Source organism: Xanthobacter lutulentifluminis (genome assembly GCF_043194675.2).
Lineage (GTDB): Bacteria > Pseudomonadota > Alphaproteobacteria > Rhizobiales > Xanthobacteraceae > Xanthobacter.
Window position 1 is genome coordinate 623,570 of the sequence record NZ_CM195525.1, and the last position, 17,311, is coordinate 640,880.

General features: G+C 70.2%; 16 protein-coding genes. 6 read left to right on the forward strand and 10 right to left on the reverse strand.

The window, feature by feature from the left end; all coding sequences use genetic code 11:
* Position 1: 1 nt before the first annotated feature.
* Positions 2-958, reverse strand: coding sequence for an alpha/beta hydrolase (locus tag V5F49_RS02795; RefSeq protein ID WP_394114693.1), 957 nt, complete (start codon positions 956-958; stop codon positions 2-4).
* Positions 959-1,075: 117 nt separating this feature from the next.
* Here V5F49_RS02795 and V5F49_RS02800 point away from each other — a divergent pair, with 117 nt between their 5' ends.
* The 3 genes from V5F49_RS02800 to V5F49_RS02810 all read left to right on the forward strand — a co-directional run bounded on the left by V5F49_RS02800 (position 1,076) and on the right by V5F49_RS02810 (position 3,805).
* Positions 1,076-1,549: a secondary thiamine-phosphate synthase enzyme YjbQ gene (locus V5F49_RS02800; protein WP_394114692.1), complete on the forward strand. Its 474-nt coding sequence runs from the start codon at positions 1,076-1,078 to the stop codon at positions 1,547-1,549.
* 102 nt (positions 1,550-1,651) lie between these two features.
* On the forward strand, positions 1,652-2,326 hold the full coding sequence (locus V5F49_RS02805; RefSeq protein WP_394114691.1) for a response regulator: 675 nt from the start codon (positions 1,652-1,654) through the stop codon (positions 2,324-2,326).
* A gap of 120 nt (positions 2,327-2,446) precedes the next feature.
* Positions 2,447-3,805, forward strand: coding sequence for an AmpG family muropeptide MFS transporter (locus V5F49_RS02810; protein WP_394114690.1), 1,359 nt, complete (start codon positions 2,447-2,449; stop codon positions 3,803-3,805).
* Between the two features lie 11 nt (positions 3,806-3,816).
* Here V5F49_RS02810 and holA read toward each other — a convergent pair whose 3' ends face one another.
* The 3 genes from holA to leuS are packed head-to-tail and all read right to left on the reverse strand — an operon-like array spanning position 3,817 to position 8,080.
* Complete coding sequence (holA, locus tag V5F49_RS02815) at positions 3,817-4,842, reverse strand: DNA polymerase III subunit delta (RefSeq protein WP_394114689.1); 1,026 nt, start codon at positions 4,840-4,842, stop codon at positions 3,817-3,819.
* Between the two features lie 3 nt (positions 4,843-4,845).
* Positions 4,846-5,439, reverse strand: coding sequence for an LPS assembly lipoprotein LptE (lptE, locus tag V5F49_RS02820; RefSeq protein ID WP_394114688.1), 594 nt, complete (start codon positions 5,437-5,439; stop codon positions 4,846-4,848).
* Entirely contained in the window at positions 5,426-8,080 is a 2,655-nt protein-coding gene (gene leuS / locus V5F49_RS02825; RefSeq protein WP_394114899.1) for a leucine--tRNA ligase, read from the reverse strand. Before leuS ends, lptE begins: the two co-directional genes overlap by 14 nt.
* 299 nt (positions 8,081-8,379) lie before the next feature.
* Here leuS and V5F49_RS02830 point away from each other — a divergent pair, with 299 nt between their 5' ends.
* Positions 8,380-9,828 carry a sodium:proton antiporter gene (locus tag V5F49_RS02830; RefSeq protein WP_394114687.1) on the forward strand — a complete coding sequence of 483 codons (1,449 nt, stop codon included), beginning with the start codon at positions 8,380-8,382 and terminating at the stop codon, positions 9,826-9,828.
* 45 nt (positions 9,829-9,873) lie between these two features.
* Here V5F49_RS02830 and V5F49_RS02835 read toward each other — a convergent pair whose 3' ends face one another.
* The 6 genes from V5F49_RS02835 to V5F49_RS02860 all read right to left on the reverse strand — a co-directional run bounded on the left by V5F49_RS02835 (position 9,874) and on the right by V5F49_RS02860 (position 15,187).
* Positions 9,874-11,139, reverse strand: coding sequence for a cyclopropane fatty acid synthase (locus V5F49_RS02835; protein WP_394114686.1), 1,266 nt, complete (start codon positions 11,137-11,139; stop codon positions 9,874-9,876).
* A 342-nt stretch (positions 11,140-11,481) separates the two neighbouring features.
* A complete protein-coding gene (gene rplI, locus V5F49_RS02840) occupies positions 11,482-12,063 on the reverse strand; it encodes a 50S ribosomal protein L9 (protein ID WP_394114685.1) in 582 nt (193 codons plus the stop codon).
* A 46-nt stretch (positions 12,064-12,109) separates the two neighbouring features.
* The gene (locus V5F49_RS02845) at positions 12,110-13,033 is read right to left on the reverse strand and encodes a DUF2232 domain-containing protein (protein WP_394114684.1); all 924 of its coding nucleotides are present in this window, start codon (positions 13,031-13,033) and stop codon (positions 12,110-12,112) included.
* Between the two features lie 179 nt (positions 13,034-13,212).
* Positions 13,213-13,473 carry a 30S ribosomal protein S18 gene (rpsR, locus tag V5F49_RS02850; RefSeq protein ID WP_168456403.1) on the reverse strand — a complete coding sequence of 87 codons (261 nt, stop codon included), beginning with the start codon at positions 13,471-13,473 and terminating at the stop codon, positions 13,213-13,215.
* A complete protein-coding gene (gene rpsF, locus V5F49_RS02855; RefSeq protein WP_394114683.1) occupies positions 13,473-13,919 on the reverse strand; it encodes a 30S ribosomal protein S6 in 447 nt (148 codons plus the stop codon). Before rpsF ends, rpsR begins: the two co-directional genes overlap by 1 nt.
* 296 nt (positions 13,920-14,215) lie before the next feature.
* Positions 14,216-15,187: a polysaccharide deacetylase family protein gene (locus tag V5F49_RS02860; RefSeq protein WP_394114682.1), complete on the reverse strand. Its 972-nt coding sequence runs from the start codon at positions 15,185-15,187 to the stop codon at positions 14,216-14,218.
* Positions 15,188-15,457: 270 nt separating this feature from the next.
* Here V5F49_RS02860 and fabD point away from each other — a divergent pair, with 270 nt between their 5' ends.
* Together fabD and fabG are read left to right on the forward strand one after the other, a co-directional pair.
* Positions 15,458-16,444, forward strand: a complete 987-nt coding sequence (fabD, locus tag V5F49_RS02865) for an ACP S-malonyltransferase (protein ID WP_394114681.1) — start codon at positions 15,458-15,460, stop codon at positions 16,442-16,444.
* 114 nt (positions 16,445-16,558) lie between these two features.
* Positions 16,559-17,302, forward strand: coding sequence for a 3-oxoacyl-[acyl-carrier-protein] reductase (fabG, locus tag V5F49_RS02870; protein ID WP_394114680.1), 744 nt, complete (start codon positions 16,559-16,561; stop codon positions 17,300-17,302).
* The last annotated feature ends 9 nt before the right edge of the window (positions 17,303-17,311 follow it).

Genomic DNA, 17,311 nt, shown 5'->3' on the forward strand with positions numbered 1-17,311 from the left:
CTCAGAAGTCGGAGAGGAAGGCGTCGATGCGCCGGAGCGCGGTGTCGGTGATGGTGCCGGGAAAGCCGATGAAGACGTGGCAGCCGCCGGGATAGACATCCAGCTCCGCCGCGTTTCCGGCCGCCACCCAGGCATTGGCCATGAACAGGGTGTCGTCCACCAGCGCATCCAGCGTGCCCACGCCGAACAGGGCCGGCGGCAGGCCCTTCAGGTTCGCGAGCAGCGGCGACACGTCCGGCTCGTCGGCGCTGCCGGCGAGCCGCAGGTAGTTGCCCACGAAGAAATTGATGTCGCGGGTGTTCAGCACCAGCGGCAGGTCGCCCCAGTTGCGGGCGGACGGGGTGAGGCGCAGGTCGTAGCAGCCGGCGGTGAGGACGGCGGCCGAGAAAGGCGTGATCCGGTGCCGGTCGCGCAGCCGCACCAGTGTCGCGACCGACAGCGTCGCCCCGCCCGATTCGCCACCGATGGCGAAGCGCTCCGTGCCGAACCGCGCCTTGCCCTCCTTCACAAGCCAGAGGGCGGCGGCCTCGCAGTCGTCGGGACCGGCGGGATAGGGCACCTCGGGGGCGAGCGCATAGTCCACCGACACCACGGCGAGGCCGGTGTTGGCGGCGATGCGGTCGAGCAGCCCGTCGTTCTCGCGGGCCGAGCCCACCGTCCAGCCGCCGCCGTGAATGTGCAGATAGACGCCGCGCGGCGCGCCGTCGGGCAGGTAGATGCGCACGGGCACGGGGCCGCGCGGGCCGGGGATGGTCTCATCGGTGGCGCGCCGGCTCTCGGGCGGCAACGGGAACACGCCCTGCCCGGATTGCCGCGAGGCGCGGATCTCCGCCAGCGGCACCGCCCAGCGGTCCGGGACAGCGCGCATGGCCTTCACGATGGCGTCATTCACCATGCGGGTGTCGGGCGCGATCGCCCCCGGCGAGAAGACGGCGGCATCCAGAACGAGCTTCGACATGAGCGGGGGGTCCTCGGGCGGGGTCCGCGGGCGCCGGGCGCCACGGGCGGGAGACGGGCGGGTGGGAAAACTGGTACGTGCGGCACCGACCGGACGCAAGCGCGCCAAGGAGCCCCCATGTCCCGCATCCGCCGCACCCCGCCCACCATCACCGCGCAGGTGCGCCATGCCGAGACCCGCCTGAGCGTGGACACGACCGGCGAGGGCTTCACCAACCTCACCGGCGAGGCCGCGGCCTTCCTCGCGCAGATCGAGGCCGGCGACGGGTTGCTGACGGTGTTCTGCCGCCACACCTCGGCCTCGCTGACCATCCAGGAGAACGCCGACCCGGACGTGCGCACCGATCTCATCTCGGCCCTGCGCGTCCTCGCGCCGCGCGATTTCGGCTGGGTGCACGACACCGAGGGACCGGACGACATGCGGGCCCACGTGCGCACGCTGCTCAGCGACACGTCGCTCTCGGTCCCGGTCGGCGGCGGCCGGGCGCTGCTCGGAACCTGGCAGGGCATCTACCTCATCGAGCACCGCGCGCGGCCGCACCGGCGCGAGATCGTTCTTGCGTTCACGGGAACAATTGGTCATTTCGCGTGATCGGCTTGTCACGGCTTCGCCATGGATTGATGATCGGGGAAACCGATTCGTGGCAGGTTCAAGGCTGCCGCGACTAAAAGGGCCGACCTTTCGGGAGGGAGCATGGGAGAAGACGCCGGGAGCAGCCTGCGCCTTGTGATTGCCGACGACCACCCCCTCTTCCGCGGCGCGCTGCGCGAGGCGGTGCTGGGCCGCCAGCCCGACACCGTGATCGAGGAGGTCGGCACCTTCGACGACCTGACGGCGCTCCTGGAACGGGACCAGGAATTCGACCTCATCCTGCTGGACCTGACCATGCCCGGCGCCCGTGGCTTCTCGGGCCTGATCTATCTGCGCGCCCAGTACACCAGCCTTCCGGTGGTGGTGGTTTCCGGCAACGAGGAGACGGCGGTCATCCGCCGCTGCATCGATCTCGGCGCCTCCGGCTTCATTCCCAAGACCATGGCCGTCGCCCACATGCGCGATGCCATCGCCGAGGTGCTCGCGGGCGAGACCTTCACCCCGCCGGATCTCAACACGCCCGGCAAGTCGGATGCCGAGACCGACGCCATCATCGCCCGCCTCGCCACCCTCACGCCGCAGCAGGTGCGGGTGCTGATGATGCTGTCGGAGGGGCGGCTGAACAAGCAGATCGCCTATGAGCTCTCCGTCTCCGAGGCGACGGTGAAGGCCCACGTCTCCGCCATCCTGCAGAAGCTCGGGGTGGAGAGCCGCACCCAGGCCGTGATCGCCGTGTCCAAGGTGGAGCAGGGCCTGTGGAGCCATCCGCAGGCCTGACGACGCGCCGCGCGGCGAGGGCGGCGCGCGTTCCCGCGCGTCTGCCTTGGTAGGGGCACATTCACCGGTCGGGGTGGATAAGAGCCGATCCGGCCCGCCGGGCAGAAGGACCGCCACGCCATGACCGACGAAACCCTGCGCCCCGACGCGGCGCCCGCGCGCCGCTCGTTCAGGGATGCGCTCGCCCTCTACACCCGGCGCGACGTGCTCACCGTCAGCCTGCTCGGCTTCTCCTCCGGGCTGCCGCTGGCGCTCACCGGTGGCACGCTCGCGCTGTGGATGAAGGACGTGGGGGTGACGCTGACGGCCATCGGCCTGTTCAGCCTCGTTGGCCTGCCCTACACGCTGAAATTCCTGTGGGCGCCGGTGCTGGACGCCATCGACGTGCCGGTGCTGTCGCGCCTGCTCGGGCGGCGGCGGGGCTGGCTCCTCGCCTGCCAGATCGTGCTGATGGCCGCCATCGCCGCGCTGGCGCTGCAGGACCCGACCACCGCCCCGTTCGCGGTGGCCGCCTGCGCGCTGGCGGTGACCATCGCCTCCGCCACCCAGGACATCGCCGTCGACGCCTTCCGCGTCGAGCGGCTCGATACGTCGAGCGAGCAGGCCGCCGGCATGGCCGGCTACGTCACCGGCTATCGCATCGCCATGCTGGCCACCGGCGCCGGCGTGATCGCGCTCGTGGCCTATCTGGAGGACGGCCTCGGCCTGCCGCGCGCCACCAGCTGGTTCTGGGGCTATGCCCTCGCTGCCGGCACCGTGGCGGTGGGCATGCTCGCCACCCTGTTCGCCCGCGAGCCGAAGGCGCCCGAGCGCGCGCCGGACGAGAGCATGGGCGCCCGGCTGGTGCACACCACGGTGGGCGCCTTCGGCGAGTTCCTGCGCCGCGACCAGGCGGTGACGATCCTGCTGTTCGTCATGCTGTTCAAGTTCTGCGACGCTTTCGCCGGCGTGCTCACCGGCCCGTTCGTGCTGGATATCGGCTTCAGCAAGACGACCTACGTGGAGATCGTGAAGGTGGTGGGCTTCGGCGGCACCATCGCCGGCAGCTTCGCCGGGGCGTGGCTCGCCCGCGCCCATCCGCTCGGCACCTGCCTGTGGGTGTCCGGGCTGCTGCAGATCACCTCCAACCTCGGCTTCACCCTGCAGGCCTACGCCGGGCCGAACGTCTCGGTGCTGACGGGTGTGATCCTGGTGGAGAACTTCACCAGCGCCATCGGCACGGTGATCTTCGTCGCCTACCTCTCCGCCCTGTGCGGCGCGCGCGAGCACACGGCGACGCAATACGCCCTGCTCACCGCCCTCACCGCGGTGGGCCGCACCCTGCTCGGCTCCTCCAGCGGCGCCATCGCCGAGGCGTCGGGCTGGCCCTTGTTCTTCATCCTCACCTCGGTGGCAGGCATTCCCGGCATGGTGGCGCTGGCGTGGCTGCAGATGAAGGGCCATTTCCGCGCTCTGAGGGCCGACGGCGCGCCGGCCTGACGCGCCCTGCCTCAGCGCCGCCGCGCGGCCTGCTGGGCCACCTGAAGCACCACGCGCTCGCAGATGGCCGGGGCCAGCGGCGCATTGCGGCGGGCAGCCAGCACCGCCTCGTCCACCGCCAGCATGGCCTTCAGGCACCGGTCGGGATCAAGCCCGCGCAACGCCTTCTCCAGCCGCGGCTTGCGCGAGAAATGCACCGGCGGCCGGGCCGAGCCGACCACTTGGTCCGGGCTCGCGCCGGACGCCACCGCCAGCGTCATGGGATGCAGCGAAGCCAGCGCCCGCAGCAGCGCGCCCAGCACCGCATCCGGCCTTGTGGCGGCGCCGAACGCCTTGCCGAGGGCGGCGAGCGCATCGCGCGTCTCGCCGGCGAGGGCGGCATCCACCACATCGTCCAGCGCCAGCGCCGAGGCGTCGCCGACGATGGCGCGCACATCGTCCAGGCTGACACGCGCGGTTCCGGCGGCATAAAGGGCGAGCTTGGCGATCTCCCCGCGCGAGGCGAGCCGGTCACCACCGATGAGCGACACCAGAAGCTCGCGGGCATCGCGGTCGATGGCGAGGCCGGCTTCGGCCATCATCGTGTCCACCAGCCGGGCGAGGTCGCGCTCGCTGTCCGCATAGCAGGCGATGGCAAGGGCGTTGGGGGCGTTCTCGCACAGGGAGCGCAGGGGCGCGCCCTTCTTCAGGTCGCCGGCCTCCACCACCACCAGCGCATCGCACGGGCCGGCGAGCACGGGCTGGAGCGCTGGCACGATGTTGCGCGCGCCGGCGCGCACCCAGATCACCCGCTCGCCGCCGAACAGGCCGATGGTGGAGGTCTCGTCGATGAGGCGGCGGGGATCGGAGGCGAGCTCGTCGCCTTCCAGGCGCACCAGCGCGAACGGGTCGTGGGCGTCAGGCACGGACCGCCGCACGAGCCCCTCGGCCCGCTCATGCACGAGCCCGGTGTCGGGACCGAACACCAGCACCACGCTTTTCGAGCGGTCGCGCCGGGCGAGCGCCGCCTCGGCGTCGCCGGGCCGCACCGCGACCATGGCTCAGCTTCCCGAGCCGGGCGTGTTGGCGGTGCGGATGAAATAGGCGGAGAGCTGGGCCTTGATCTGCTCGGCCACCGAGCGCGCCGCGCGCTTCTCGGCGTCGATGGAGGCGCTGTAGTTGGCGAAGCGCTGGTCGCTCACGTCGATGGTGGCGGTGCCGGTGGCGGAATTCTGCGCCAGCACCTTCTTCTTCTCGTCGCCGGCCTTGATGAGGCGCCAGTTGGCGGTGACGCGGATGATCTGGTTCTCGGGCAGGCCCGAGGCCGAGTTCACCAGCGCGTAGGAGGTGGACGAATCCACCGAGATCACCATCTGCAGCGGGGCGCCCTTGGGGTTCCCCTCGCCGCCGGTGAGATCGAAGATCAGGTCGTTGCGCAGCTCGTTGCCGAGCCGGCCCTGGATCTGGATGATCTCCACATCCTTGAGCTTGTCGATCAGCGCGGGCCCGCCCACCGGGGCGTTGTCCGCATAGAGCGGCTGGAAGCAGCCGGCGAGGCCGGCCGACAGCGCGCCGACCAGCGCGAGGCGCGCCAAGATGCCCGCGCGGGACGGCACGGGGCGGGACGCGGGGTACGAGGGATCAGGCAACGACATTCACGATCCTCTGCGGCACCACGATGATACGCTTCGGCGCGCGCCCGTCGAGAGCCCGCTGCACGCTTTCCAGCTTCAGCACCGCCGCTTCCACCTCGGCGGCGGTCGCCTCGCGCGGGACGACGATGTCGTCGCGCTTCTTGCCATTGATCTGGATCGGAAGTGTGACCGTGTCCTGCCGCAGCAGCTCGGGCTCGGCCTGAGGCCAGGCGGCCTCGGCCGCGAGCGTGTCGTGGCCGAGCACGACCCAGCATTCCTCAGCGAGGTGCGGCACCATGGGCGCCACCACCGCGGCGAGCATCTGCGCCGCCTCGGTGAGGGCGAAGGCGAGGTCTTCGGGAACCGGCTTCGCGTTGCGGGCGGCAGCGACCGCGCTGCCGAACACGTTGGCGAACTCGTGGATATGGGCCACGGCGACGTTGAAGCGCAGCCGTTCGATATCCTCGGCCACCGTCGCGACAAGGACGTGCGCGGCGCGGCGCAGGCCCAGCGCCTGCTCGCCGAAGGCGCCCGGGCGCGGCGCACCGGGCGCGGCGCCCAGCTCCACCGCCTCGTTCACCAGCCGCCACACGCGCTGCACGAAGCGCCAGGCGCCCTCGATGCCGCCCTGCGTCCACTCGCTGTCGCGTTCGGGCGGGGTGTCGGAGAGCATGAACCAGCGGGCGCAGTCCACGCCGTAGGTGTCGGCCACCACCTCGGGGGCCACCACGTTGCGCTTGGACTTGGACATCTTCTCCGGCGGGGAGACGGTGACCGGCGAGCCGTCCGAAATCTTCACCGCCTTGCCGGTGCCGAGGAGCTTGACCTCCTCCGGGAACAGCCACTTGCCGTCGGTATCCTTGTAGGTCTCGTGGACGATCATGCCCTGGGTGAAGAGGCCGGCGAACGGCTCGTCCAGGTCCACGCGCCCGCACTTCTTCAGCGCGCGGGTGAAGAAGCGCGAGTAGAGCAGGTGCAGGATCGCGTGCTCGATGCCGCCGATATACTGGTCCACCGGCAGCCAGTGGGAGACCGCGGCCTTGTCCAGCGGCTTGGCCACATTGTCCGAGGCATAGCGCAGGAAGTACCAGGACGAATCCACGAAGGTGTCCATGGTGTCGGTCTCGCGCCGGGCCGGCTTGCCGCACTTGGGGCACGGCACGTCGCGCCACGCCTTGGCGCGGTCCAGCGGATTGCCGGGGCGGTCGAAGGTCACGTCGTCCGGCAGCTCCACCGGCAGCTGCTCGCGCGGCACGCCCACCGGGCCGCACGCGTCGCAATGGATGACCGGGATCGGGCAGCCCCAGTAGCGCTGGCGCGAGATGCCCCAGTCGCGCAGGCGGAAGTTCACGCGCCGCGCGCCCTGCGGCGCATCGCCGACGCGGAAGCGCTCCAGCTGGCGGGCCACCGCCTCCTTCGCGTCCGGCACGCTCATGCCGTCGAGGAAGCCGGAGTTGAACAGGGTGCCGTCGCCGTCATAGGGCCCGTCCGCCACCGAGAAGGCGCCGGGATCGGTCTCCGGCGGCAGCACCACCGGGACGATGGGCAGGCGGTACTTGGTGGCGAAGTCGAAGTCGCGCTGGTCGTGGGCCGGGCAGCCGAAGATGGCGCCGGTGCCGTAGTCCATCAGCACGAAATTGGCGACATAAACCGGGACGGTCCGCTTGGGATCGAGCGGATGCACCACCTCGAGACCGGTGGCGTAACCCTTCTTCTCCTGGGTCTCGATCTCCTCGGCCGAGGTGCCGCCCTTCTTGCACTCGGCGATGAAGTCGGCGAGCGCCGGATCCTTCTCGCCCAGATGGCGCGAGAGCGGATGATCGGGCGACAGGGCGAGGAAAGAGGCGCCGAACAGGGTGTCGGGGCGGGTGGTGTAGACCTTCACCGCCTTGGTGCCCGCCGGCAGGCGCGCAAGCCCCGCCTTGGCGAACTCGAACAGCACTTCCAGCCCTTCCGAGCGGCCGATCCAGTTGCGCTGCATCAGGCGCACCTTCTCGGGCCAGCGGTCGAGGGTGTCGATGGCGTCCAGCAGCTCCTGGGCGAAATCGGTGATGCGCAGGAACCACTGGGAGAGCTTGCGCCGCTCCACGATGGCGCCGGAGCGCCAGCCGCGCCCGTCGATCACCTGCTCGTTGGCGAGCACGGTGTTGTCAACCGGATCCCAGTTCACCTCGCTTTCCTTGCGATAGGCGAGGCCGTGATCCAGGAAATCGAGGAAGATGCGCTGCTGCTCCACGTAATAGGACGGGTCGCAGGTGGCGATCTCGCGGTTCCAGTCCAGCGAGAGGCCGAGCAGCTGGAGCTGCTCGCGCATGGAGGCGATGTTCTCGTAGGTCCAGCTCTTGGGATGGATGCCGCGCTCGATGGCGGCATTCTCCGCCGGCAGGCCGAACGCGTCCCAGCCCATGGGGTGCAGCACGTTGAAGCCGCGCATGCGCTTGTAGCGCGCCAGCACGTCGCCCATCACGTAATTGCGGCCATGGCCGATATGGATGCGCCCCGACGGATAGGGGAACATCTCCATCACGAAGAACTTCGGGCGCGGATCGTCGTTGCGCGTGCGGAAGATGCCGCGCTCGGCCCAGGCCTTCTGCCACTTCGGCTCGGCCTCGCGGGCGTTGTAGCGCTCCGGCGTCTTCTCGGCCTGGGAGGGGTCCTGCATGCTGTCTTGGGCGCGGTCCGGCGTGCGATCTTGGGTCATGGGTCCGTCGGGGGTAAAAGCGCGCGGACTAGGACAGAAACGCGCCCGCCGGTCAACCTTTCTCCCCCCGCCCGCCGCACCCGGGCACCAGCGGCGCGGGCGGGCGCATCCGGAGCCGCATCTGCCGCGCATCAAAAGCAGGCGCAGCGATCACGCCTCGCGGACCGGCAGCGGCGCGGCCGGCGCGCCGGGCCTGACAAGGCTTGCCACGCGCGGCGCCTTCGTCCATCAAACCCTGTGGGATGATCTGGAGGGTGGCAATGGCAGTGCAGCGTCGCGGGATCCTGTTTGCGTGCGGCACCGCTGCCCTGTCCCTCCTCCTCGCCTCCCCCTCCCCCGCCCTCGCGGCAGAGGGGATGCTGGTGCTCGACGGCGCGCGACTCTCGCCGCTCTGGGCCCTGCCGTTCGCGGGCATGCTGCTGTCGATCGCCCTGTTCCCGCTGCTGGCGAGCCATTTCTGGCATCACCATTACGGCAAGGTGGCGCTGTTCTGGGGCCTGGCGTTCGTGGTGCCGTTCGCCGCCACCTATGGCGCGCCGGCCATGGCGCACGAGGTGGTGCATACCGCCCTGCTGGAATACATCCCCTTCATCATCCTGCTGTTCGCCCTGTTCACCGTCTCCGGCGGCATTCTCGTCACCGGGAACCTGAAGGGCACGCCGGAGGTGAACACGCTCATCCTCGCCATCGGCACGGTGATCGCGAGCCTCATCGGCACCACCGGCGCCTCCATGGTGCTCATCCGCCCGCTGCTGCGCGCCAATGACGAGCGGCGCCACAACGTCCACACGGTGGTGTTCTTCATCTTCCTGGTGTCCAACATCGGCGGCTCGCTGACCCCGCTGGGCGATCCGCCCCTGTTCCTCGGCTTCCTCAAGGGCGTCAGCTTCTTCTGGACCACCACCCACCTGCTGCACGACACGGCGGTGATCGCAGCCCTGCTGCTGGTGGCTTACTACCTGCTCGATCGCTATTTCTACGCCCGCGAGGATGCCGGCGCGCGGCGTGCCGACCCCACCCCGCCCACCGAGCGCCTCGGCCTGCGCGGCGCGCAGAACCTGCCGCTGCTCGCTGGCATCATCGGCGCCATCCTGATCTCGGCGCTGTGGAAGCCGGGCGTCACCTTCAACCTCTATGGCACCCACGTGGAGCTGCAGTGGATCGCCCGCGACGTGCTGCTGATCGCCTTCGCGCTGATCTCGCTCGCCATCACCCCGGCGCTGGTGCGCGAGCGCAACGGCTTCGACTGGGAGCCGATCCGCGAGGTGGCGAAGCTGTTCGCCGCCATCTTCCTCACCATCATCCCGGTCATCGCCATCCTCAAGGCCGGCTCGCGCGGCGCCTTCTCGCCGCTGGTGGAGCTGGTGACGGGGCCGGACGGGCAGCCGGTGAACGTGTGGTATTTCTGGCTGACGGGCGCGCTCTCCGCCTTCCTCGACAACGCGCCCACCTATCTCGTCTTCTTCAACCTCGCCGGCGGCGATCCGCACCAGCTCATGGGCCCGCTGGCGGTGACGCTGGAGGCGATCTCGGCCGGCGCGGTGTTCATGGGTGCCATGACCTATATCGGCAACGCGCCGAACTTCATGGTGCTGTCCATCGCCCGCCATCGCGGCGTGAAGATGCCGAGCTTCTTCGGCTACATGGCGTGGTCGATCACCTTCCTGGTGCCGTGCTTCGCCCTGCTGACATTCCTCTACTTCATCTGAGGCGACGGGCGACCGGCGGGGCGAGGGCCGCCCCGCCGTGAACCGCTATTCGCCGGCCAGCCGCAGCGGCGGGCGCGCCGCCGCCTCGCGCCGCCGCAGCCGTTCCTCCGCCCGCTCCAGATAGGCGCGGGTCAGCGGCACCGCCTCCTGCCGGCGCGCCAGCTGGATCTGGAACACGTTGAGCCCCTGGAAGCGGAACGCCATCTCGCTGGCCGCGAGATAGAACTCCCACATGCGGCAGAACCGCTCGTCGATGAGGCGCGCCGCCTCCTCCCGCCGTGCCAGGAACCGCTGGCGCCAGGCCTTGAGCGTCTCGGCATAATGCAGGCGCAGCAGCTCGACATCCGTCACCACCAGCCCCGCCCGCTCGATGTGGGGCAGCACCTCCGACAGGGCGGGGATGTAGCCGCCGGGGAAGATGTACTTGGCGATGAACGGGTTGGTGACGCCCGGCGGGTCCGAGCGGCCGATGGCGTGCAGCAGCATCACGCCGTCGTCCTTCAAAAGCGCGCGGGCCTTGCGGAAGTAGGCGCCGAAATGATCGACCCCCACGTGCTCGAACATGCCCACCGAGACGATGCGGTCGAACGGCCCGCTCACGTCGCGATAATCGGTGAGCGTGAACGAGACCCGATCCGCCAGCCCCCGCTCGGCGGCGCGGGCGCGGGACAAGGCGAGCTGCTCCTGTGACAGGGTCACGCCCGCGACCCGGGCGTCCGCCATCTCCGCGAGATACAAGGCGAGGCCGCCCCACCCCGAGCCGATGTCGAGCACCTCGAGCCCGGGGCGATCGAGCACCAGCTTGGCCGCGACATGCCGCTTCTTGGCCAGCTGGGCGTCGTCCAGGCTCTGCCCCTCATGCTCGAAATAGGCGCAGCTGTACTGCCGGTCGTGATCGAGGAAGAGGGAATAGAGCCGCCCGTCGATGTCGTAATGGTGCGCCACGTTGCGCCGCGCGCGGTCGCGCGGGTTGAACTGCGCGGCGCGCCGCCCCATCAGGCGGACCACATGCAGCAGCCGCGCGGGCATGGTCGGATTGACGGCGCAGGGCTGGGACATGAGCAGGTGCAGCAGGTCGGCGATGTCGCCGTGCTCCATGCGCAGCGTGCCGTCCATGTAGGCCTCGCCCAGCCGCAACTCGGGATCGACGACGATGCCGCGCTCGGTCGCGGCATCCGTGAAGCGCACGGCCACCTCGGGCATATCCGCCGATGGCGCGCCGACCCTGAGCGTTCGTCCCGATGCGGTCGTGAAGGTCAGCGCACCGTGGACCATGACCCGTCGCAACAGATTTTCCAGCAACCGCTCCATCGGCCGCCTCCGCTGTGCCCCCGAGATGCCACCCCCGATCAACGCTTAACCAAATACCGCCATCCACACGCGAGCGTTCCCGCGACACGCCGCACGGGCAATAACGCGCACGCCACGGCACCGGTTCTCGCGGGATCGAAAAGATTCCGACGTCTGACCGGCCGCGGCGGATGGTCGCTACGCCCAAGATGAAAACACCAACGCGCGGCGACTGCAACCCGGCACCTCCACACGAGGTCGCGAAGCCGCCCGCAAACGCGAACGGCGCCCCGGCTCTCGCCGGGACGCCGCTGCGTCAGTCCGTGCCGTGCCGCCCGGGGGCGGCGGAGGCGCTCCGGAGGATCAGCCCTCGGCGCCCTCCTCGGCCTCCAGCTCGGCGGCGATCTCGGCACGCTCGCTGGCGAGCTCGGCCTCGATCTCGGCGTCCTCGTCGCGGGCGGTGCGGACGTCCTCGCCGCGGGCCTGGCGCTCGGCCTCTTCGGCGTTGCGGGCGACGTTCACCTGCACGCTCACCTCGACCTCGGGGTGCAGGGTCACGGGCACCACGTGCAGGCCCAGGGTCTTGATCGGGTGGTTCAGCACGATCTGGCCGCGATCGAGGTGGAAGCCGGCGGCGGTGAAGCCCTCGGCGATGTCGCGGGTGGAGACCGAGCCGTAGAGCTGGCCGCTCTCGCCGGCCTGGCGCAGCATCACGACGCTCTGGCCGTTGAGCTTCTCGGCCACGGCCTCGGCTTCCTTGCGGCGCTCCAGGTTGCGGGCCTCGAGCTCGATCTTCATCGTCTCGAACCGGTCCTTGTTCGCCTTGGTGGCGCGCAGGGCCTTGCCGTTCGGCAGCAGGAAGTTGCGGGCGTAGCCGTCGCGCACCTTCACCACTTCGCCCATCTGGCCGAGCTTGGCGACGCGCTCAAGAAGAATGACGTCCATTTTGGTTCTCCTGTTCGATGTGTTCGGGAATGACGGGAATTGAAAGTCAGCGATCGTTGGCGGCGGGCGGCCCGTTGCCGCGGGCGATCCGGGACCTGAGGTCCAGCACGCCGTCCACGAAACCCAGCGCCGCCATGGCCAGCACCGGCCAGCCCAGCACCATGGCCGTCACCCAGAGCGCGGAGAGGATCAGGGTGCGGGCCGAATGGCCCTCGGTCACCGCGTGGACCACGGCGAAGCCGGCGAGCGCATAGGCGGCGAGGATGGTGGCGGTGGCGGCGGAGGCCGACAGCCCCAGCAGCGCGCCGGCCATGGAAAGGGCCAGCGCCACTGCCAGCACCAGCGAGGTGGCCGGCGGAAGGCGGAAGGCCGACAGCTTCGGCCACGGCCGGGCGAACCGGCCGGAGATCATCGCGGCGCGGCCGGCGAGATAGAGGCACACGAGCTGGGACACCATGGTCATCACCGCCGCCATTGCGGGCAGGATGGCCGCGATGAGCCGGCCCATGGCGGCAGGGTCCTCGACCACGCCGGCGCCCGGCGGCAGGCCCTGGGCCGAGATCAGCGCCTCGAACGCGGCGGTGACGGCCGTGCGGTAGCCCTCGTAGGTGCCGGCGACCGCGAACAGCGCCACGATCACCGAGACGGTTGCGAAGCCGGCTGCCATCAGCACCAGCCCGCCCACCGGGAACCACACCAGCCCGTCACGGCCGGCCGGGTCGCTGCGCGCCAGCATGGCCGCGTAGGACAGGCCGAAGGCCGGGCCGCCGATGCCCACGAGATAGGTCACGAGGAAGGTGCCGCCGAACGCGAGCAGCAGCGCGAGGCCGCCGGTGGCGACCGAGACGATGGCTGCGATGGGCGAGAAGGCGATGCCGGCGATCATCACCGGCAGGGGCGACAGGTAGAAGAAGGGCACGCCCAGCACCGAGCCCACCGCGACGCTCGCGGCGAGAAGTGCGGAAGCCAATCCGGCCGCCAGGCCTATGAGCAGAAGACGTGTCATCCGACTAGCTGTCCCGCGGTCGCGGTTAGAGGCGAAGCCCGCAGGCCGCCCCAGCAGACGCCCCGGGGTTCAGGCCCCGCGGCGCGTCGCCGATTGGAAAAAGGGTGCCCTCCCACGGGGGGCACCCGGTCATCGTTGCGCGATCAGCGGATCACGAAGGGCAGCAGGCCCAGGAAGCGGGCGCGCTTGATGGCCGCCGACAGCTCGCGCTGCTTCTTGGCGGAGACCGCCGTGATGCGCGAGGGGACGATCTTGCCGCGCTCGGAGATGTAGCGCTGCAGGAGCCGCACGTCCTTGTAGTCGATCTTCGGCGCATTCGGGCCGGAGAACGGGCAGGTCTTGCGACGACGGAAGAAAGGACGGCGCTGACCGCCGCCGGCGCCACCGGACGAAGCGAAAGCCATCAGTTTTCCTCCTCGGCCTGGGTCTCTTCAGTGGGACGCGGACGGCGCGGGCGGTCCTCACGACCACCGAAGCCGCGGTCACCACGCTCGCCGCGCTCGCCACGCTCACCGCGGTCGTCGCGGTCGCGCTTCTGCAGCATGGCGGAGGGGCCTTCCTCGTGCTCCTCGACGCGCAGGGTGAGGACGCGCAGGACGTCCTCGTCGATGCGCTGCTGGCGCTCCAGCTCCTGCACCGCCGCCGCGGGGGCGTCGATGTTCAGCAGCGTGAAGTGCGCCTTGCGGTTCTTGTTGATGCGATAGGTCAGGGACTTCACGCCCCAGTACTCGGTCTTGCCGACCGAGCCGCCATTCGCCTCGATCACACCCTTGAAGCGGGTGGTCAGTTCCTCGACCTGCTGCGCCGTCACGTCCTGGCGCGCGAGGAACACGTGCTCGTAAAGCGGCATGTGTTCGTCTGCCTTTCAGTTCTTGTCCTTCCGTCCACCGGCGCCAAGCCCTTCTTGCCTTTCGGAAAGGCGCGAAGCTCGGAAGGCGGGGACACGGGACGGCGGGCCATCAGGCCCTGCCTGTGACGCCGAGGCGACGACAGGCCGTCCGTTCAGCCCCCGGCCGGGTGCGACGGAAGCGCGGCGTATAGCAGATCTCCCGCACAAAGCAAGGCCACGCCGGCCCGGGCGGGCGTTTTCCGCGCCGGCCTCGCGGGCGGAAGGAACGGGCGGAAGGACGCGGGCCGCGCCCCGGCTCAGAACAGGCCGGAGGTGGCGGCCGGCTTGGCACCCGAGGCGGGGTTGGCGGAAGAAGCAGGCTTGGCGGAGGCCGGCTTCGTCGTCGCGGGCTTGGCCGTGCCGGACGCCGTGGCCGCGGTGGGCGTGCCGGCCGGCTTCGGCTTCTTCTTCTGCGGCGCCGGCGTGTTCAGCGCGACCTTCGGCTCCGGCACCGACTTGTTCATGGCGATCAGCTGGGAGACCGTGACGAACTTGTAGCCCTTGGCCAGAAGGTCATCGAAGGTCTTCGGCATGGCGTCCACCGTCGTCGGGTGGATGTCGTGCACCAGGATGATCGCGCCCGAATGCACGTTCGCGACGATGCGGTCGTGAATCACCTGCGGGTTGCGGTCCTTCCAGTCCAGCGGGTCCACGGACCAGTAGACGAAGGTGGAGCCGAACTTCTCCCGCAGGTGGGCGCGCAGCGCCGGGGTCATGGCGCCGTAGGGCGGACGCACATAGAGCGGCGACTTGCCGGTGATGCGCTCGATGGCGGCATTGGTGTCGCCGATCTGCTTGTCGGCTGCGGCGACCGGGATCTTGGGCAGCTGCGGGTGATCCCAGGAATGGTTGGCCACCTCGTGTCCCTCGGCGATCATCTGCTTGATGATCTCCGGGGAGGCCGAGGCCCGGCTGCCGAGCACGAAGAACGTGGCCTTGATGCCGCGCTGCGCCAGCATCTTCAGAAGGCGCGGCGTGGTCTCGGGATTGGGGCCGTCATCGAAGGTGATGGCGATGTAGGGGCCGTCCACATGGGCGGCGGAATAGGCCACCAGGTGCTGGGGCGAGGTGCCCGCAGCAGCGGCGGAAGCGGGCGCAGGCGCAGCCATGGCCGGGGCGGCGACCTCGCCGGCCGTCTGCGTGGTGGCATAGCCGCCGGAGGGCGTCATGGTCGGCAGCGGCCGGGCAGCGGTGGACGGGGACGCGGCCGGCTGAAGGGTCTGCCCCACGGCCGGCGCTGCCCCTGAAAGGCCGGCGACGACGATTGCGATGAAACCCCAGTGAGCCTTCACGACGAACCACTTTCCTGTCTGCGCCGGGAAACCATACCCCGGTTTGCTGCGCATCCGGTGCGCGACTTTCGCCTGAGCCGTATGCACAAATTGTGAAGCAGGAGAGGCGAACACCCTGCATTCCCCAAAGTCAAGGTGCCTTGCCTTGACTCGCCCACAATCCCGGTGTCTCTCCCCTCCCCAATTTTGATGATCGGGAGGGCGCCCATGACGGAAGGGCCGCGTACAGCACCGCAGACCGCCTTTATCTTCCCCGGCCAGGGCAGCCAGGCCGTGGGCATGGGCAAGGCGCTGGCGGACAATTTCCCCGCCGCCAAGGCCGTGTTCGACGAGGTGGACGCCGCCCTGAACGAGAGCCTGACCCAGGTGATGTGGGAAGGGCCGGCCGACGTGCTCACCCTCACCGCCAACGCCCAGCCGGCGCTGATGGCGGTCTCGCTCGCCGCCCTGCGCGTGCTCGAGGCCGAGGCCGGGCTCGATCTGGCCCGCGAGGCCGCCTTCGTGGCCGGCCATTCGCTGGGCGAATATTCGGCGCTCGCCGCCGCCGGCGCGCTCACCATCACCGAGGCGGCGCGGCTCCTGCGCATCCGCGGCCGCGCCATGCAGGAGGCGGTTCCCGTGGGCGAGGGCGCCATGGCCGCCCTGCTCGGGCTCGACTACGACCAGGCCGTGGCCGTGGCCGCCGAGGCCGCCGGCGACGATGTCTGCGAGGCCGCCAACGACAATGCGCCGGGCCAGGTGGTGGTCTCCGGCACCAAGGCCGCCGTGGAGCGCGCCATCGTCATCGCCAAGGAGAAGGGCGCGCTGAAGGCGGTGCTCCTGCCCGTGTCCGCCCCCTTCCACTGCCGCCTGATGGGCCCCGCCGCCGAAGCGATGGAGGTGGCCCTTTCCGGCTCCACCGTCATGACCCCGCGCGTGCCGCTGGTGGCCAACGTGCGCGCCTCCCCGGTCACCGACCCGGCCGAGATCGTCCGCCTGCTGGTGGAGCAGGTCACCGGCACGGTGCGCTGGCGCGAGAGCGTGATCTACATGGCGGGCGCGGGCGTCACCCGCATGGTCGAGGTGGGCGCCGGCAAGGTGCTGTGCGGCCTCGTGAAGCGCATCGACAAGTCGATCGCCGCAAGCGCCGTGGGCACGCCCGAGGACGTGGCCGCCTTCATCGCCGCCCGCAACGCCGCCGCCTCGGCCGCCTGACCGGCACCGCCTTCCCGTTTCGCGCCCCGCCGGTCACCGCCGGCGGGGCGCGCCGCATTTTCCGCGCATCAATCGGCGCTGGCGCCGAAAACCAATCACACACTGGGGGCTGACATGTTCGATTTGACCGGCAAGACCGCGCTCGTCACCGGCGCGACCGGCGGCATCGGCGGCGCCATCGCCAAGGCGCTGCACACGCAGGGCGCCACCGTGGCCGTCTCCGGCACCCGCCGCGAGGCCCTCGACGCCCTGGCGGCCGAGCTCGGCGGCGAGCGCGTCGTGGTGCTGCCGTGCAACCTCGGCAACGTGGAAGAGGTGGAGAAGCTGGTGCCCGCAGCCGAGGAGGCGCTGGGCGGCCACATCGACATTCTCGTCAACAACGCCGGCATCACCCGCGACAACATCTTCATGCGCCTGTCGGACGAGGCGTGGGACCAGGTGATCGCGGTGAACCTCACCGCCGCCTTCCGCCTCGCCCGCGCCGCCGTGCGCACCATGATGCGCCGCCGCTCCGGCCGCATCATCTCCATCACCTCCATCGTCGGCGTCACCGGCAATGCCGGCCAGGGCAACTACGCCGCCGCCAAGGCGGGCATGATCGGCATGTCCAAGTCGCTGGCGCAGGAAGTGGCCTCGCGCGGGGTCACCGTGAACTGCGTCGCCCCCGGCTTCATCGCCACCCCCATGACCGACGCGCTCAACGAGAAGCAGCGCGAGGGCATCCTGAAGGCCGTGCCGGCCGCCAAGCTCGGCACCCCCGAGGACATCGCCGCCGCCTGCGTCTACCTCGCCTCCAACGAGGCCGGCTACGTCACCGGCCAGACCCTGCACGTCAACGGCGGCATGGCGATGATCTGACGCCTTCCG

Excerpts from the sequence above, each read along its gene's own strand:
- V5F49_RS02805 (WP_394114691.1), top strand. The coding sequence starts at position 1,652 with ATGGGAGAAGACGCCGGGAGCAGCCTGCGCCTTGTGATTGCCGACGAC.
- V5F49_RS02800 (WP_394114692.1), top strand. The coding sequence starts at position 1,076 with ATGTCCCGCATCCGCCGCACCCCGCCCACCATCACCGCGCAGGTGCGC.
- V5F49_RS02810 (WP_394114690.1), top strand. The coding sequence starts at position 2,447 with ATGACCGACGAAACCCTGCGCCCCGACGCGGCGCCCGCGCGCCGCTCG.
- fabG (WP_394114680.1), top strand. The coding sequence starts at position 16,559 with ATGTTCGATTTGACCGGCAAGACCGCGCTCGTCACCGGCGCGACCGGC.
- fabD (WP_394114681.1), top strand. The coding sequence starts at position 15,458 with ATGACGGAAGGGCCGCGTACAGCACCGCAGACCGCCTTTATCTTCCCC.
- rplI (WP_394114685.1), bottom strand. The coding sequence starts at position 12,063 with ATGGACGTCATTCTTCTTGAGCGCGTCGCCAAGCTCGGCCAGATGGGC.
- holA (WP_394114689.1), bottom strand. The coding sequence starts at position 4,842 with ATGGTCGCGGTGCGGCCCGGCGACGCCGAGGCGGCGCTCGCCCGGCGC.
- lptE (WP_394114688.1), bottom strand. The coding sequence starts at position 5,439 with ATGTCGTTGCCTGATCCCTCGTACCCCGCGTCCCGCCCCGTGCCGTCC.
- rpsF (WP_394114683.1), bottom strand. The coding sequence starts at position 13,919 with ATGCCGCTTTACGAGCACGTGTTCCTCGCGCGCCAGGACGTGACGGCG.
- V5F49_RS02795 (WP_394114693.1), bottom strand. The coding sequence starts at position 958 with ATGTCGAAGCTCGTTCTGGATGCCGCCGTCTTCTCGCCGGGGGCGATC.
- leuS (WP_394114899.1), bottom strand. The coding sequence starts at position 8,080 with ATGCAGGACCCCTCCCAGGCCGAGAAGACGCCGGAGCGCTACAACGCC.
- rpsR (WP_168456403.1), bottom strand. The coding sequence starts at position 13,473 with ATGGCTTTCGCTTCGTCCGGTGGCGCCGGCGGCGGTCAGCGCCGTCCT.
- V5F49_RS02835 (WP_394114686.1), bottom strand. The coding sequence starts at position 11,139 with ATGGAGCGGTTGCTGGAAAATCTGTTGCGACGGGTCATGGTCCACGGT.
- V5F49_RS02830 (WP_394114687.1), top strand. The coding sequence starts at position 8,380 with ATGGCAGTGCAGCGTCGCGGGATCCTGTTTGCGTGCGGCACCGCTGCC.